This window comes from Kitasatospora cystarginea, from assembly GCF_039533515.1.
Taxonomy (GTDB): domain Bacteria; phylum Actinomycetota; class Actinomycetes; order Streptomycetales; family Streptomycetaceae; genus Kitasatospora; species Kitasatospora cystarginea.
Genome location: NZ_BAAATR010000025.1, coordinates 1 through 14,359, shown reverse-complemented (window position 1 = coordinate 14,359; position 14,359 = coordinate 1). Strand labels below are relative to the sequence as shown.

The 14,359-nt window shown below is 69.6% G+C and carries 17 protein-coding genes; 6 read left to right on the top strand and 11 right to left on the bottom strand.

From position 1 onward, the window contains the following. The first annotated feature begins 13 nt into the window (after positions 1 to 13). Positions 14 to 694, top strand: coding sequence for a DJ-1/PfpI family protein (locus ABD369_RS24835; RefSeq protein ID WP_344638754.1), 681 nt, complete (start codon positions 14 to 16; stop codon positions 692 to 694). A 35-nt stretch (positions 695 to 729) separates the two neighbouring features. On the opposite strand, the gene ABD369_RS24830 is transcribed toward ABD369_RS24835, so the two are convergent. The 10 genes from ABD369_RS24830 to ABD369_RS24785 all read right to left on the bottom strand — a co-directional run bounded on the left by ABD369_RS24830 (position 730) and on the right by ABD369_RS24785 (position 9,257). Further along, positions 730 to 1,425: an alpha/beta hydrolase gene (locus ABD369_RS24830; protein WP_344638753.1), complete on the bottom strand. Its 696-nt coding sequence runs from the start codon at positions 1,423 to 1,425 to the stop codon at positions 730 to 732. 350 nt (positions 1,426 to 1,775) lie between these two features. After that, positions 1,776 to 2,471: a type 1 glutamine amidotransferase domain-containing protein gene (locus ABD369_RS24825; protein ID WP_344638752.1), complete on the bottom strand. Its 696-nt coding sequence runs from the start codon at positions 2,469 to 2,471 to the stop codon at positions 1,776 to 1,778. A gap of 396 nt (positions 2,472 to 2,867) precedes the next feature. Continuing rightward, positions 2,868 to 3,665, bottom strand: coding sequence for a maleylpyruvate isomerase family mycothiol-dependent enzyme (locus ABD369_RS24820; RefSeq protein ID WP_344638751.1), 798 nt, complete (start codon positions 3,663 to 3,665; stop codon positions 2,868 to 2,870). A 36-nt stretch (positions 3,666 to 3,701) separates the two neighbouring features. Further along, entirely contained in the window at positions 3,702 to 4,619 is a 918-nt protein-coding gene (locus ABD369_RS24815) for an NAD(P)-dependent oxidoreductase (protein ID WP_344638750.1), read from the bottom strand. An 88-nt stretch (positions 4,620 to 4,707) separates the two neighbouring features. Further along, the gene (locus tag ABD369_RS24810; RefSeq protein WP_344638749.1) at positions 4,708 to 5,058 is read right to left on the bottom strand and encodes an aldehyde dehydrogenase family protein; all 351 of its coding nucleotides are present in this window, start codon (positions 5,056 to 5,058) and stop codon (positions 4,708 to 4,710) included. Beyond that, positions 5,022 to 5,204, bottom strand: a complete 183-nt coding sequence (locus ABD369_RS24805) for an aldehyde dehydrogenase family protein (protein WP_344638748.1) — start codon at positions 5,202 to 5,204, stop codon at positions 5,022 to 5,024. Before ABD369_RS24805 ends, ABD369_RS24810 begins: the two co-directional genes overlap by 37 nt. A gap of 491 nt (positions 5,205 to 5,695) precedes the next feature. Further along, on the bottom strand, positions 5,696 to 6,553 hold the full coding sequence (locus ABD369_RS24800) for an alpha/beta fold hydrolase (RefSeq protein WP_344638747.1): 858 nt from the start codon (positions 6,551 to 6,553) through the stop codon (positions 5,696 to 5,698). 534 nt (positions 6,554 to 7,087) lie between these two features. Beyond that, positions 7,088 to 7,531, bottom strand: coding sequence for a GlcG/HbpS family heme-binding protein (locus ABD369_RS24795; protein ID WP_344638746.1), 444 nt, complete (start codon positions 7,529 to 7,531; stop codon positions 7,088 to 7,090). A gap of 406 nt (positions 7,532 to 7,937) precedes the next feature. After that, positions 7,938 to 8,258: an NIPSNAP family protein gene (locus tag ABD369_RS24790; RefSeq protein WP_344638745.1), complete on the bottom strand. Its 321-nt coding sequence runs from the start codon at positions 8,256 to 8,258 to the stop codon at positions 7,938 to 7,940. Between the two features lie 30 nt (positions 8,259 to 8,288). Beyond that, entirely contained in the window at positions 8,289 to 9,257 is a 969-nt protein-coding gene (locus tag ABD369_RS24785) for an NADP-dependent oxidoreductase (protein ID WP_344638744.1), read from the bottom strand. Between the two features lie 140 nt (positions 9,258 to 9,397). Between ABD369_RS24785 and ABD369_RS24780 the strand changes: the two genes are divergently transcribed. From ABD369_RS24780 to ABD369_RS24760, 5 genes are all read left to right on the top strand, one after another. Then, positions 9,398 to 9,775 (top strand): winged helix-turn-helix transcriptional regulator, encoded by a 378-nt coding sequence (locus tag ABD369_RS24780; protein WP_344638743.1) that lies wholly within the window; start codon positions 9,398 to 9,400, stop codon positions 9,773 to 9,775. Between the two features lie 315 nt (positions 9,776 to 10,090). After that, positions 10,091 to 10,462: a hypothetical protein gene (locus ABD369_RS24775; RefSeq protein ID WP_344638742.1), complete on the top strand. Its 372-nt coding sequence runs from the start codon at positions 10,091 to 10,093 to the stop codon at positions 10,460 to 10,462. Continuing rightward, positions 10,444 to 10,704 (top strand): hypothetical protein, encoded by a 261-nt coding sequence (locus tag ABD369_RS24770; protein ID WP_344638741.1) that lies wholly within the window; start codon positions 10,444 to 10,446, stop codon positions 10,702 to 10,704. Before ABD369_RS24775 ends, ABD369_RS24770 begins: the two co-directional genes overlap by 19 nt. Then, a complete protein-coding gene (locus ABD369_RS24765; RefSeq protein WP_344638740.1) occupies positions 10,704 to 11,810 on the top strand; it encodes a radical SAM/SPASM domain-containing protein in 1,107 nt (368 codons plus the stop codon). The genes ABD369_RS24770 and ABD369_RS24765 overlap by 1 nt, the downstream gene beginning before the upstream one ends. A 173-nt stretch (positions 11,811 to 11,983) precedes the next feature. Further along, entirely contained in the window at positions 11,984 to 13,057 is a 1,074-nt protein-coding gene (locus tag ABD369_RS24760; RefSeq protein ID WP_344638739.1) for a glycosyltransferase family 4 protein, read from the top strand. 201 nt (positions 13,058 to 13,258) lie between these two features. Here the strand turns inward: ABD369_RS24760 and ABD369_RS24755 are convergent, their stop codons facing one another. Continuing rightward, a complete protein-coding gene (locus tag ABD369_RS24755; protein WP_344638738.1) occupies positions 13,259 to 13,780 on the bottom strand; it encodes a hypothetical protein in 522 nt (173 codons plus the stop codon). Between the last annotated feature and the right edge of the window lie 579 nt (positions 13,781 to 14,359).

Here is a 14,359-nt window from a genome sequence, read left to right as displayed (position 1 = left end):
GAAAGACACTCACATGCACGTCCAGATCGTGTTGTTCGACGGGTTCGACCCGCTTGACGCCATCGCGCCGTTCGAGGTCCTCCATGCCGGCGGGACCGCCTCCGGGGGCGCCGTCAGCGTGGAGCTGGTCAGCGCCGAGGGCCCGCGGGAGGTCGTCAGTGGCACCGGCGGCCTGTCGCTGCGAGCCACTGGCGCCCTCGACCCGGGTCGTCCCGGCGTCGTCCTCGTCCCCGGTGGCTCCGGGCGCGTCGGCGATCCCGTCGACGCCGCGGACTTCGAAGACGACGGTGCGCAGGAGGACGCTATCGCGCTCCGGCTGGCCCGCGTGCTGGACACCGAGCTGCCGGTGCTGCTCAAGGCCGCCATCGAGGACGCGCGGATCACCGTGGCGACGGTCTGCGGCGGCTCGCTCGTCCTGGCCATGGCCGGCCTCCTCCAAGGTCGCCACGCCACCACCCACCACCTGGGCCTGGACCTGCTCGACGCGACCGGCGTCCACGCCGTCCGCGCACGCGTCGTCGACGACGGCGACCTGATCACCGCCGCCGGGGTCACCTCCGGCCTCGACCTCGGCCTGTACCTGCTGGAGCGCGAAGTGGGTCCGCAGATCGCCCACGCCGTGGAGGACTTGTTCGCCCATGAACGCCGCGGCACCACCTGGCGCCCCGACGGGCCCGAGCCGGCCGCTTTCTGAGCGCCCCGCACCGCCCCGCACGTCACGAACTGCCGTCACAGGCTCAGCAGCAGGTCCCGGACCGTTGCGGGCTGGGACAGGAACGGGTGGTGGCCGGCGTCGAGCTCAACGACGTTGCCGGCTCGGCGGGCGAACTCGCGCTGCAGCGGCGGCGGGGTGCCCCGGTCCTGAGCGCAGACGAGGTACGTCGAGGGCAACTGCTGCCATGCGGCCGCCCCGACCGGCTGCCCGGTCACCTGCACGCTCTGCCGGGCGAGGTGGTTCACCGCCAGTGCCTGGACCTCGGGGTCGCAGTCTTGCAGGAACGTGTCCACGAGCAGCTCGGGGCGGACCCCGAACGTGCCGGCATCGGGGTCGACGTCGAGGAACGGGGCAGGGCCGCCGTCCCCGAACTCCGACAGGCTCTGCCCGACCTCGGGCAGATAGCTGGAGACCAGCAGCAGATGGCGCACCGACCCGATTCCCGCAGCGGCTTCCGCGGTGACGACACCGCCGTAGCTGTGCGCGACCACGACGGTCGGCTCGTCGCCGGCCTGCAGCACCTGCCGCACCGCGGCAACATCCTCGGGCAGCCCCGGACCGCCGACGCCGCCAGGCAGGCCCGCCTCGCCGCAGCTCGGTAGCGCCGGGGCCACGCTCGGCACCCCCCGCTCCTGCAGCAGCTCGGCGGTGCGGTGCCACCACCACGACCCGTCCCGCACGCACGCCCCGTGCACGAACACGACTCTCATCGGCACCTCCACGTCGGCCTCGACTGCCCCCTTGCACATAGTGCTGCGTCGACCACCATTGCCGAAGGTCACAGGCGCGGCTCTTGGCTCGCAATCACGGAGCAGGAGCTGATCATGATCGTGGTGACCGGCGCTACCGCTGCTGATAGTCGAGGAACCTGATCCGAAGTTGACGTTGGCGCTATGGCCCGGAACTGACACTCCAGATAGCTGACTTCGTGCGCTTCAGAGGCTCTGGCAGCAGAGGGGTTACTTGAGGCGGCGGGTGGAAGGGCGGGTGTCCCAGCGGTGGGTGTGGCGGGCCGCCTGGATGACGCAACGGACGGTGACGCCCCCTGGACTCACCCCGGTCAGGACAGAGCCTTGACGAGCTCTTTGGCGAGAGGGCCAGAGGAAGCGGGGTTCTGGCCTGTGAAGAGATTGCGGTCCACGACCGTGTAGGGCTCCCAGGCAGGACCTCGCGAATACCGGGTGGGCAGCTTCCTCAGCTCGTCCTCCAGGAGCCACTTGGCTTTGTCGGCGAAACCGACGCCGGCCTCCTCTTCGTTGCAGAAGCCCGTCACACGGTAGTTCGCGAAGGGTGTGTCGCCGTTTGCGTCACGGGTCGCGAGGAGAGCAGCCGGGGCGTGACAGACGATGCCGAGCGGCCTGCCGGAAGCGAGCGCCTTTCGCAGCAGTGCCCCGGAGTCGGGGTCGACAGAGAGGTCTTCCATCGGGCCGTGCCCTCCGGGGTAATAGACCGCGTCATAGTCCTCAAGGCGCACCTCCGTGAGGGAGATGGGATGCCGCAGCTCATCCGCCGACTCGATGACGGCCTCCTCCCGGAGGGCGTTCTCCTCGCCGCCCGCCATGCGGGGCTCCAGGCTCATCGTGTCTACGACGGGGACGACCCCGTTCGGCGTTGCCACGGTGACCTCGTGTCCGGCGTCGGTGAACACGCTGTAGGGCGCCACGAACTCCTCGGCCCAGTATCCGGTGGGGTGTCGATGTCCGTCCTTCAGGGTCCAGTAGCTCGCGCCGGTCAGCACGCACAGGATCTTGGCCATAGGACGCTCCTGCTGGAAGACGCCGCCCCAGAAAGGGCGTGGGATGACCCCTTTAAACGTACACCGCAAGTGTGAGCAGGAGCCTTGGAAGCTGCAAGTCGTGGCCGATCGGGGCGTGTATACATCGACATCGTGAAACGTCTATAGAATCTCGACGCCCACCCTATAGAGGCTGGACGACATGAACGCGTCTTCTTTTCGGCGATGAGTCATCTCGAGGTGCAGAAATCTGATTGAGCAGCGGACTGGACACATGATGCAGAAGGCGCCCGAAAGGGGCGAGCTGCAAACCCACGGAGCTGGTCAGCCGAGCGTGGTAGGAAACAGGGATCAACCACCCGATACGAACGGAAATCCCCGCAACGCCTGGCCTTCCTCGGACATAGCAGTCCTCTGCTAAATGATGTCGAGGCAGTCGAGGAACGGTGTCGCGGCGGATGCGTCCCCCGTGATGCGGCAGTGGTCGCGCCAGGGTTTGCGGGTGGTGGCCCACGCGATGAAGTCGAGTGCCGTGCTGTGGACCCGGGTGGTGGCGTCCGCACCAGGTGCCACGGTCAGCTGCCCGTCCGGCCAGGTCGCGGGGAGGATGGTGACTGTGGTGGCGCCCGGCCCGGTCAGGTCGAGGACGAGGGGCCGGCGGACGGTGGCGGTGAGTTCGGGCCCCTGCATCTGGGGGAGGCCGGCGAGCATGAACTCGACGGCGGGGGCGACCAGGTCGTCGGTCGGTTCCGGCAGGGTGAACGGGAGCGGGCCGTCGGGGGCGAGCATGTCGTTGCGCAGGTGGCAGAAGACGTTGAACGCCATGGTGTTCGCCAGAAGGTGGCGCGGATACGTCCCGAGCCCGGGCACCTCGACGGGCGCGTCGGCCCCGGGTGGTTCCTGGGCCGCTTCCAGGAGGTCCAGCTGCTGGGGGGTGCTGCGCCGCCACTCGTCGAGGACGTCGGCATGGCTCCAGCCACGGCGCTCGTCGACGCGCAGGTCGTGGTAGCGCTCGCGGTTCTTCGGCAGTGAGGGGTTGGGTGGCGGCGGGTCCACCGCCTCGGAGGCGAGGGCCGCGAGGTGGGCCACCACGTCGATGACGCGCCAGCCGTCGCACGCGGACGGCAGGTCCCATTGCTCGTCGTCGACCTGGGGGATGATCTCCGCCAGTTGCGCTGTGCTCGAGCGCGCGGCGGCGATGCCGGCACGGGTCATCGTTCCTCCATGGCCTCTCTCGACGGGACGGCCCGGTCAGGATGCGGCCTGGCGGGGCATGCGGTAGGTCGCGGCGACGTCCGCGCGGCCGAGTCCGTCGTCGGCCGCGAGGTGGAGGCGTTCGCGTACGACTTCCGCGATGCCCAGGTGCAGGCCGGCGGCGCGGGCGGTGTCGGTGATCAGGTCGGCGTCCTTGGCCGCGGCTTCGAGGGGGAAGGAGGGGGTGTCGAGGTCGTCGTCGATCATCTTCGGGCCCTTGCTCTGGACGTACTGGCTGTTGAGGCCGCTGCCGTCGATGACGTCGATGACGTCGATGACCAGGTGGGGATCCACCCCGAGGGTGCGGGCGAGGGTGAGGGACTCCGCGATGCCCTCGACGGTGGTCAGGACCCAGGCGTTGTAGGCGAGTTTGAGGCTGCTCGGTTGGCCGACCTCGTCGAGCCACACGGTGCGTGAACCCACTGCCTCCAGGACCGGTCGCACCTCTTCCCGTGCCTCCTGCTGCGGGGACGCGGCCAGGACGGTCAGAGTACCGGCCACAGCCGGTTCCTTGGTTCCCAGGAGGGGTGCCTCGGCGTACGCGACGTTCAGGCGGGCCGCCTGGTCCGCGAGACGGCGGCCCCCGTCCGGGGACACCGTGCACGTCTGCACCCACACCGTGTGGCCGCCCATGCCGTCGCGAGCCCGGTCCATCACGTCGGCGACCACCTTCTCGTTCGCAAGCGCGGTCAGTACGACGTCGGCGCCGCGGCATGCCTCGGCCGGCGTGTCGCACACCGCGCCGCCGGCGTCGGCCAGCGGTTCGGCGGCGGCGCGATTGCGGTTCCACACGCGCAGTCCCAGGCCCGCCGCCGCGATGTTGCGCGCCATGGCCTCCCCCATGGTGCCCGTGCCGAGCACTGCGACCACGGGCCTTCTCTGCCCGGACGACGGGGGCTGGTTCGCTCCGCTCATCGTCGCGCCTCCATCCGCCCGGTGGGCCCGCGCCGCGACGGCCGGCGCGCGTGCCAGTGGTGTCGACTTGCCGCCCGGTACCGGGAATTCAGGCGTCCTGGCCGATCCAGACGGTCTTGGCGTTCATGAACTCCCGCATCCCGAGGTCGGACAGCTCACGTCCGTAGCCACTGCGTTTGACACCACCGAAGGGGATCTCGGGGTAGCTGGTCGTGTTGCCGTTGATGAAGGCCATGCCCGACTGCACCTCGCGGACGAACAGTTCGCGTTCGGCCTCGTCCTCGCTCCACAGATTCGACCCGAGGCCGTAGGGGTACCCGTTGGCTTCCCGCAGGGCTTCCTCCAGGGAGGGCACCGTCCACACCTGCGCCACGGGGCCGAAGACCTCCTCGTGGTACATGTTCATCTCCGGCGTGATGCCGCTGCATGCTGCAGCCATCCCGCCCGCTCCTCGACGCTCGTCAGCCGGTACGAGGCGGCCGCGGCCGCCGCACGGGCGAGCTTGTCCTCCAGCTCCTCAGGAGTCAGTTCGTCGAACCTCCTGAGGACCTCACCTGTCACGGGACTCGTCGTTGCGATAGCCATGAATCCACGGTATGACCACCTGAAAAGACCCGCACTTCACCCGTTTGCGCTCTCGTTCGTCCCGCGAAGCGGCGCGCTCATCGTCGGGAGCCCTACCTTCCCGGCCAGCCGGAACCCCTCTGTCCTACAGCGAGCGACCCGCCACACGGCCACCACACCCGCTGCCGATCACGCGCCACGGCACCAGATTCGCGGCAAGTGCAGGCACGCGAACATGGTGATACCCGGAGCGGCGGCCGCGCTGACCGACGCCAGAGCCCATTTCCTGCCCGCACTGCACGGCCCAAGCCGCTTTCCTGCTTGCCAGCGAGAGCGAGGAACTCGTGATGCAGGTGCGAGCAGCCCGGATGTACGGACACCAGGAACCGCTTCAGATCGAAGAGGTTCCTGGCATCCGAGCCAACTCGCAAAGAAATTCCCCTCCTTGAGGATGCGAATCTGGCCACCTGCCGCCGAGGTCTTGGCGCCCCTGGCCAGTTCGAGCGGTTGCCCTATTTCCGCATGTAGTCCTCGACGGCGTCGACGATCAGATTTTTCACCGCCTGCGGCTGGGATACTAGGGACACGTGCGAGGAGTCGATCTCCACTGTCTTGCGCGCATTCGCCCGCTTCGCTTCGAAGCGCTCCAGGCTCGGGTTGATCGCCCGGTCCTGCTTGCCGACAAGGGCGTAAACGGGCTTGTTCCGCCATGCGGCACCGGTGAGCTTATCCGTGAACGCCGACAGCGCGATCGGACGCTGTGTAGCTGCCAGAACATCGGTCTGACTCGTGGGCAGGTCCGCAGCGAAGACCGTGTGCAGTCTGTCCGGCTGTACATAAACGTCCGTGCCGGTAGTGCCGTCGCCGTTCCGGAAGGGCACCTGCTTCAAAGCCGTGGTGAGTTCAGGGGGAGCGAACTTCGCCGAGAGGCTGGAGAACGACTCTCCCACATCGGGCATGATCGCATTGATGTACACAAGGGCCTTGACGTTGTCGTTTCCGACGGCAGCCTGCGAGATCACCTCTCCGCCATAGGAATGACCAGCCAGGACAATCGGTCCCTTCACGGACTTCAGGAAACTCGCAAGGTAGGTCGAGTCCTGGGGAATGCCGCGGAGGGGGTTGGCCGGTGCGGCCACCCTGTAGCCGTTCTTCTGGAGCCGCTCCACGACACCGTTCCAGCTCGACGCGTCGGCGAAGGCGCCGTGTACGAGCACGATGGTGGGCTTCTCCCCGCCGGGATCACCGCTCGGACCACCAGCCTGCACCGTTACGGCCGCCAGGACGGAGGTGGTTCCCGATACCGCCAGAAATGCCGCCCCCCAACGGACGATGTTCAAGTTGCGGCGCGACTTGCAGGATATTCGCATGCCACTCCTTCGGTGCGAGGGCGTCAGGCGACACCCGGGATTCCAGGGTCGAGGACACCTGTCGGCTCGTCTCCGCGTACGGGCCATCCGGGTGAACGCACGTCAGAGGTCTGGAGTCCTCCATCCTCCAGAGCACCCTCGGCCAGGACCGACCCGCACGGTTTGCACCACGACATCCCCCACACCCACCCGTAGTGAGTCCGCCGCGTCATCTACACCGACCGACGCACCGTCGCCGTCCTCACCACCACGGTCTTCGACCTCGCCCGCCCCCGGGCGGCCACAGCCCACCGGGCCCTGGTGAACGCCGCCAACTGCGCCATGAAACGCATCGTCACCGAGGAACGCAGGCACGCGGTCGTTGTCGCCGGCCGCCGGGTGGCCGATGTACGTGCCCTCCGTGATGATCAGGCCACCCCGCCCGCAGCACACCGGGCGTCGTACCTACGCACGCACCTGTGGAGGTGAGTTCGGCGGCCCTGGCTGCGGCGCCGGCTGCGGACGCTCGGCCAGGGCCACCGGATGGGGCCTTCGTCAGGCGGGGAGCTCGAAGCCGAGCGCCTTCAGGGCCGCCTCGGCGGCCTGCTGGTCCTGCTCGTAGGTGCCGCCGGAGATGCCCAGGCCGCCGAGGAGCTTGCCGTCCTCCAGGATCGGGTAGCCGCCGCCAACGGCCATGAGGCGGGGGTGGTGGGCGAGGGGCGCGACGTTGGGGTCGCCCAGGTAGTTGTTCCAGACGTGGGTGGGGTAGCCGAAGGACGCCGCCGTCCACGCCTTGTCGACGGCGACCTCGCTGGCGAGGAACGGGGTGGAGTCGGTGCGCTGGAACGCCTTGAGGTGTCCGCCGGCGTCGGTGACGGCCACGGACGCCTCGAACCCGATCTCCGTGGCGGCGGTCCGCACCGCCTGGATGAGGGCATTGGCGGCCTCGAGGGTGATGGAGGCGGCGGAGGTGGATTTGGTGAGGGGTGCGTTGGTCATGGCTGCTTTCTGGGGGTTGTGGTGCGTGATCGCGCCGGCCGGTGACGAGGGGTCGTGGTGGCCGGTGTCCGTACGGGAACCCGGGGACCCGATCCGCTGGGTTCGTCCCGTCGTGGTTGCGACCGCAGGGCCGAGGGAGTGGTTACCCGCAAGGGCAGGTACTTCCCGCTGGGAAGTAGCAAGGCTGCGGCGATGCTGACGGACCGGAAGGCGCCGCAGCGGAGCCCTGACCGGCTGCGGTCGCCGGTGGGCATCCGGACTCCGTCGACGTGGGAGGCATCGTCGCCGGCGCCCGCCCAGGGGTGGCACCGCCCGGTCACCCCGGCCCGGCCGGATACGGCGAGGGCCGGTCCCCGTGGGTTGCGCGGGAGCCGGCACCAGACCGCCGGCTTGCGGGTGTCGCGGGTCACTGGAGGGGTGAGGCGGGGGTGGGTGTGACGCGGCTGACGACGGACTTCTCGGGGATCAGCAGGCCGTAGACGACCGGGCCGATCTCGTTCTTCCAGCGGTCGTGGTGGTAGACCGCCGCGTTCAGAGCCTCGCTCTGGGCCTCGTCCTCGAACCGGCGGATCCACACGTAGCCGTCCTCGTCCCGGTCGTCGACGAAGGAGGCGGTCACGTCCATGCCCAGCGAGGCCTGGAACGGGATGACCACGTCCTCCATGTAGCGGACCCACTCCTCGCGGCGTCCGGGCTGGGCCTGGTAGCGGCGGATCTCGTAGTACACGGTGTCACTCCAGAACGGTTGCCGGGGCGGTCAGTTGGTGAGGGTCAGGACGAGCTTGCCGCGGGTTCGGCCCGCCTCGCCGCGGGCGTGGGCCGCGCCGGCCTGCTCGAGCGGGAAGGTCTCCTCCACCTCGATGGCGACCTCGCCGGCGTCGATCAGGTCGGCGATCGTCCTCAGCGCGGCGCCGTCCGGCTCGACCAGGAACGGGGTCACCCGCACGCCGGCCGCCTCGGCGGCCTGTGCCAGCTCCGGCGAGACGCCGGCCGGGATCGCGACCAGCAGGCCGCCGGGACGCAGCACCTTCAGCGAGCGGGTGCTGGTCTGATCGTGGGCGTCGCCCACCAGGTCGATCACCACGTCGACGTCGGCGGTGGCGCCCTCGAAACGGGTGGTGGTGTAGTCGATGGTCTCGTTGGCGCCGAGTTCCTTGAGCCAGGGGTGGCGGGCGGCGCTGGCGGTGGCGATCACGTGGGCGCCCAGGTGCCGGGCGAACTGGACCGCGAAGTGGCCCACCCCGCCGGCCGCGGCGGTGACCAGGACGCGCTGGCCGGCCCGCACGTTGGCGGTGTCGACGACGGCCTGCCAGGCGGTCAGTGCCGCCAGCGGCACGGCGGCGGCGTGCACGTGGTCGACGGCGGCCGGCTTGCGGGCCCACTGGCGGGCCGGCGCGGTCACGTACTCGGCGTAGGCGTTCGCGACGCGCGGGAACCACGGCATGCCGTACACCTCGTCGCCGACCTTCAGCGTGGTCACACCGAAGCCGACCTCCTCCACCACGCCCGACACGTCCCAACCGAGCGTGAACGGCGGCTCACCCAGCAGGCCGGCCATTCCGGTGCCGCCCCGGGTCTTCCAGTCCACCGGGTTGATCCCGGCCGCGTGCACCCGCACCAGCACCTCGGTCGGCAGCGGCACCGGCCGCGCCACCTGCTGGACCCGCAGCACCTCCGGGCCGCCGAAACCGTCCTGGACCACTGCGCGCATCATGTCTGCGGACATGCGTCATCTCCTGAAACGACGTTCCCGGGAAGGCCGTTGGCGGCCTCCCCCTTGACGTCGACGACGCTATCCCCGTGGGTATAGTTACCTTCAAGGTCTATTACTTCCCATCGGGAAGTATCCTGGTGAGGAGAGCGAGCATGACCACCACCTGCCCCAGCGGCCAGCACTCGCGCCACGACGTCTACGCGGCCCAGTGCCCCTGCCGCACCCTGCTCGACCTGCTCGCCAACAAATGGTCCGCCCTCGCCATCGGCGCCCTCGAACAGGGCCCCCAGCGGTTCGGAGAACTCCAGCGCCGCCTCCAGGGCGTCAGCCCCAAGGTCCTCACCCAGACCCTGCGCCGCCTGGAGGACTTCGGCATCCTCGACCGCACGGTCTACCCCGCCGTACCGCTGCACGTCGAGTACTCCCTCACCGCGCTCGGCCAGAGCGCCGCGATTCCGCTCAACGCACTCCGCTCCTGGGTCGAGGACAACATCGACCACGCGTACCGACCGGAACCGGTCGCGTCCTGAGACTGTCACCTCGATGTGATGCCCGCGTCCGACTCGGGCCGCCAGGCCGGCCCGCGCGGCACTGTCACATGCCGGCGCAGGGCCCGCTCGGCCGTTGTGGGGCGGCGGCCCCACAACGGAGGCCGGCGATCGGCGCGAGACCCGCACCGTTTGGAAGGCCCCACGGCAGCCTGACCATGTACTGGACCGGAGACATCCGTGGGTCTGGCTGCCGGATTGCGTCACCGCGACACTCGCGCAACGCTAAGAGCATCCAGCGCCTTACTGAAAGTTACCATGCTGAGGGCGCACCCATCTGCGGCACGGAGGCTGGCAATGCCCGACCCGACGAACCCCTCAGAACCCCCGGTTTCCAGTACCGACATCACGGCTTTTGCCGATCGGCTCGCGAGCTGGAGTGAATCCCTCTCCCCCACCGAGCGGTCGCTGGCCCAGGTGCTGGTCCAGTACACACGGGACCTCCGGCCGGACGACATCCGCCGCGGCCAGCTCGTCGCGGGCCTCTCCGATGCGACGCGCGCCGTCGTCGAAACCGCCAAGAGGCGGTGGGCCGAAGAACCCGACGGTGGAGGATGGGTCGAGATCGGACCGATCTGGCAGAAGGCCAATCAAACCGCGGGACGGGAGGAGCAGGAGATCGTCCAGTGGACCTACTTCCGGCCGGAAAAGTGGACGCCCACACTGTGAACGGCGACATCGTCGCCCGTAGGGAGATCGACGCGACAGCCGCCGACTCCTTTGTCGTGGCGTTGGACCGGTTCGCTGCCGAACTGTCCTGTTCCGAGCACGACATTCTGGTCGCCGTGCTCAACGCCGCAATGGGGCCTTGGGAGCGGATGGCCGCGCGGCCGGCAGAGGAGCTGCTGGATCCGTCGGACGCCCAGCTGGTGGAACGGCTGGTGGAGCGAGCCCACCAGAGGGAGGCCTAGTGGGCCGCTATCTCGGCCTGATCGTCAAGGCGACGCGCTTGTGCAACCTGCGTTGCGCGTACTGCCACGACTGGCGAAGCGGACCGAACCAGACGATGAGCTTCCCGGTGCTGGCCCACCTGACCGCCCGGGCGCTCGCCGATCCGGCCCATCAGGCGGTCGAGTTCATCTGGCACGGCGGCGAGCCGACCGTGCTGCCGCAGTCGTTCTACGAGCGGGCGGTGTATCTGCAAGCCCGCCTGCGCCGGCCCGGCCAGACGATCCGCAACTCGCTGCAGACCAACGGCACCCGGATCGACCGATCCTGGGCGCGGTTCTTCCGGGAGTTCCAGTTCACGGTCAGCGTGAGCCTGGACGGCCCGCCCGCGGTGCACGACCGCTACCGCCGCTACGTCTCCGGCCGGTCGTCCTTCGATGACGTACGCCGCGGACTGGACGCCTTGCGTGACAACGGTGTACCGGTCAGCGTGCTCATGGTCATCGACAGAAAGGCGCTCGAACTGGGACCCGATCCGATCTTCGACTTCTTCGCGGCGGAAGGGATCACCAGCTACGGCCTGCTCGCCGCCAAACCCACGAACCAGCCGGACGCAGCGCCGGGCACACCGACGGCGCACTACGTGACCCCGGCGGAGATGGGCCGCTTCCTGCGAGCGTACTTCGACCGTTGGTTGGCCCACGGTGACCCCGCCATCCGGGTGAGGGAGTTCGATGGGCTACTGAACCGGCTGTCGGACCGTCGCTCCAACGTCTGCACGCTCGCCGGCGACTGCTTCGGCCGCTACTACCTCGTCGAACCCGACGGCGAGGTGGCCCACTGCGACCTGTTCGTCGGAGACCCCGCGTACACGCTGGGCAACGTGCTGACCGACTCGTTCACCGCGTTCCGGCACGGGCCGGCCCTCGTCCGGTTGCGGGACTCGAACGACCGCGCGCTCGCCGCGATGCGCGACTGTCCCGAGTTCGGGGTGTGCAACGGCTGGTGCCCACACGAGCGGTACATCGCCTCCCGGCACGACCCCGGATTCACCGGCGACTGCTGCGGGCTGCGCGAACTCGTCCAGCACATGCGGGAGCGCCTTGCGGTCACCGCGTCGGCGCCGTGAAGGTCCTGCTCGGGCCGGCGCACGAACTACACGTCGGGGTGCACGGCTCACTCCTAACCGTGCCGCCTGACGAGGCGGTTTACGTCCAGTGCACGTACACGCTGTGTTTCCGGCCCGATCGCGAGGCCTGCCGGCCGTTCTCCCCACTGCACGATCCGGCAGTCGCGGAGTGGGTGCGCTTTGCCGACGTACCCGCCGACGTGGAGGTGGTGCACTCGTCCCGGTTGCCGGTCCAGACACCGCTGCCCTGGGTGGTCGACGCGGACTCCCTGCTGACGCCGCTTCAGGTCGGCCGGTTCTTCGCACTGGGCGCGGCAGCCCGCGGCGACCCGCCGATTCCCGGCCCGGGTGCGGTGGCCCGCCGGGAGAGCGCGATGGCGGCGCGCTACGCCGACGGACGCTGCGCCCGCATCCTCTTCCGCACGGAGCACGCCCGGCGCAGGTTCCTCGATCACCTCCGCGATCGTGGGCACCCGCCGGAGACGGTCGAGAGGCTGACCGCCAAATCCGAGGTGGTGTATCCCGCCGTCCCGGCAACCCCTGCGGTCCGTCGAACCGCATCACCGGTGAGCGTGCTCTACATGGGCCGAACCGCAGCGGACAAGGGTGCCTCCGTGGCGGCCGAGGTCTTCATCCGACTGCGGGCGCGTCACCAGGCCGGGGTACGTCTGGTCTTCCTCGGGCCCTGCCCGGGCGGCCTCACCGACCGGCTGACCGCGATCGGAACGGAACTGGTGCCCGTACTGCCCCGATCGCCCTACCTGGACCTGCTCGGTCGGACCGACATCTTCCTCTCCCCGACCACGTTCGAGAGCTTCGGCATGGGCCTCGTCGAAGCCGCCGCCGCGGGACTGGCCATCGTCTGCTCGGCCGGACCGGGTATGGAGCACATCGGCGAGTTGTTCACGCCCGGCGACAACGCCCTGTTCGTCTCGAATGCCGACCCGGTGGCACAACGGGTGGCCGGCTACACCGCAGCGGTGTCCGATCTGATCGACAATGAGCAGCTGCGCAGACGCCTTGCCATGAACAACCGTGCCCTCACCGGCCACGGGAAGCTGTCCCTCCGGCGACGCAACGATCGGCTCGCCGCGGTGTACGCGCAGGCCGCCGCTCTCGGGTCCGACCCGGGCTGCGACCACACGCCCGGAGAAGGCGACCGACCGGTCATCGAGTGGCCCGAACAGATCTGCCACTGGAGCGGGCAGCGCTGCACGGCACGGATCGGCGGCCGGATCATCGTCTGACCGGGACGAGGGGTCTATACGGCCTTCGGCTCTGCAGGACACCGATGGTGACCGATCGTGAGCAATAGTCGCCGAGCCGAATTCTGCGACCGAAGGGGGAGCATCGACCATGTGTTCTCGCTGGTCAATGTCGGCCGGTTCGGTTCCCACGTCCAAAGTGGCCGTACGGGCCGCGGACAGAGCGGGGCGATGCCGGACTGGTCAGGCTCCTGCGACGCGCCGCCGGCGGTGATGGGCGATGGTGACGGCAGCGAGGAGTGGCCCCCAGGCCACGAGGGGCAGGTAGAGGAATCCGGCGACGGTGTTGCCGAAAGGAGTCATGTTCGGATGGGGAAAGGCCCACCAGAAGGCGAACTGGGTGAGGACCAGTGTCAGCACCCCGGCGCCCAGGCCCGCCGCCACGGTGACCGCGCGCGGGTTCGGACGGCGCCCGCCGACGAGGGGGATCCACCGCGGCAGCACCTCGCCCCACGGCCTGACCAGCCCGAGCGTGAGCAGCGCCAGTAGCTCTCCGGCCGTGCTCAGCCCGACCACGTACACCGCACCCCAGCCGGCAAAGCCCATCGCCTGGTACCCGGCCTCGGTGTACCCGGCGGTAGAACCGGCCGCCAGCAGGAGGCGCCAGATCCCGGATGGCAGGGTGACCAGCGCGGCGGCGTGGGCGGCACGGACGGCCCAGCGGGGCGGGGGCGGAAGGGAGGGGTCGAGTTGCGTGACAGTCATGTGCACCATCGTCCCGGCGTGTCCTCGCCCCGGAATCGTCCCTGAGGACCGGCCTCGTCGCCAGCCTCGGACGGAGATCCGCACCACCCGCTCCCCCGCGCGGGGGAGGCCGTCCTCCCCCGGCGATCACAGATATGCCTGGTGCCCGCCGTCGGCCCGGCGCCGTGCAGATCAGGCCGTACCTGCGGGTGCCCCTTCACCTCGTACGCCGGCAGGGTGCTGAGCGCGAGCGCGGCGCCGAAGGCGGACAGGCCCGCCTGCGGCCCCGGGGTCAGGCACATGGCCAGGGCCGCGGCGGCCGGGGTTGCCGGGGTGCGGACCGCAGCGACGGTCAGGCGAAGGATTTCGAGGCTCCGCCGACCGGCATCACGATGTCGGCGGCCCCGGCGTTGCCCGGCCACGGTCCGTTCCCGGCTTTGCCGGGATGGGGGGTGGACAGGCCGATGGGGCCCGGTGCGTGTGCACCGGGCCCCGTCGGGTCGCTGGAGCCTGTGGGTCGGCTTAGTACCAGTGGTGGGCGGCCCACCAGGACCAGGCGGCGTTCGGGCTGCCGTAGCGCTCGCACATGTACTTGTAGGC

Bases quoted from the DNA above. Each gene is read 5' to 3' on its own strand.
- ABD369_RS24775 (WP_344638742.1), top strand. From the start codon at position 10,091: ATGCCCGACCCGACGAACCCCTCAGAACCCCCGGTTTCCAGTACCGAC.
- ABD369_RS24805 (WP_344638748.1), bottom strand. From the start codon at position 5,204: ATGGCTATCGCAACGACGAGTCCCGTGACAGGTGAGGTCCTCAGGAGG.
- ABD369_RS24800 (WP_344638747.1), bottom strand. From the start codon at position 6,553: ATGCGAATATCCTGCAAGTCGCGCCGCAACTTGAACATCGTCCGTTGG.
- ABD369_RS24810 (WP_344638749.1), bottom strand. From the start codon at position 5,058: ATGGCTGCAGCATGCAGCGGCATCACGCCGGAGATGAACATGTACCAC.
- ABD369_RS24780 (WP_344638743.1), top strand. From the start codon at position 9,398: ATGACCACCACCTGCCCCAGCGGCCAGCACTCGCGCCACGACGTCTAC.
- ABD369_RS24755 (WP_344638738.1), bottom strand. From the start codon at position 13,780: ATGACTGTCACGCAACTCGACCCCTCCCTTCCGCCCCCGCCCCGCTGG.
- ABD369_RS24795 (WP_344638746.1), bottom strand. From the start codon at position 7,531: ATGACCAACGCACCCCTCACCAAATCCACCTCCGCCGCCTCCATCACC.
- ABD369_RS24785 (WP_344638744.1), bottom strand. From the start codon at position 9,257: ATGTCCGCAGACATGATGCGCGCAGTGGTCCAGGACGGTTTCGGCGGC.
- ABD369_RS24815 (WP_344638750.1), bottom strand. From the start codon at position 4,619: ATGAGCGGAGCGAACCAGCCCCCGTCGTCCGGGCAGAGAAGGCCCGTG.
- ABD369_RS24820 (WP_344638751.1), bottom strand. From the start codon at position 3,665: ATGACCCGTGCCGGCATCGCCGCCGCGCGCTCGAGCACAGCGCAACTG.
- ABD369_RS24825 (WP_344638752.1), bottom strand. From the start codon at position 2,471: ATGGCCAAGATCCTGTGCGTGCTGACCGGCGCGAGCTACTGGACCCTG.
- ABD369_RS24830 (WP_344638753.1), bottom strand. From the start codon at position 1,425: ATGAGAGTCGTGTTCGTGCACGGGGCGTGCGTGCGGGACGGGTCGTGG.
- ABD369_RS24835 (WP_344638754.1), top strand. From the start codon at position 14: ATGCACGTCCAGATCGTGTTGTTCGACGGGTTCGACCCGCTTGACGCC.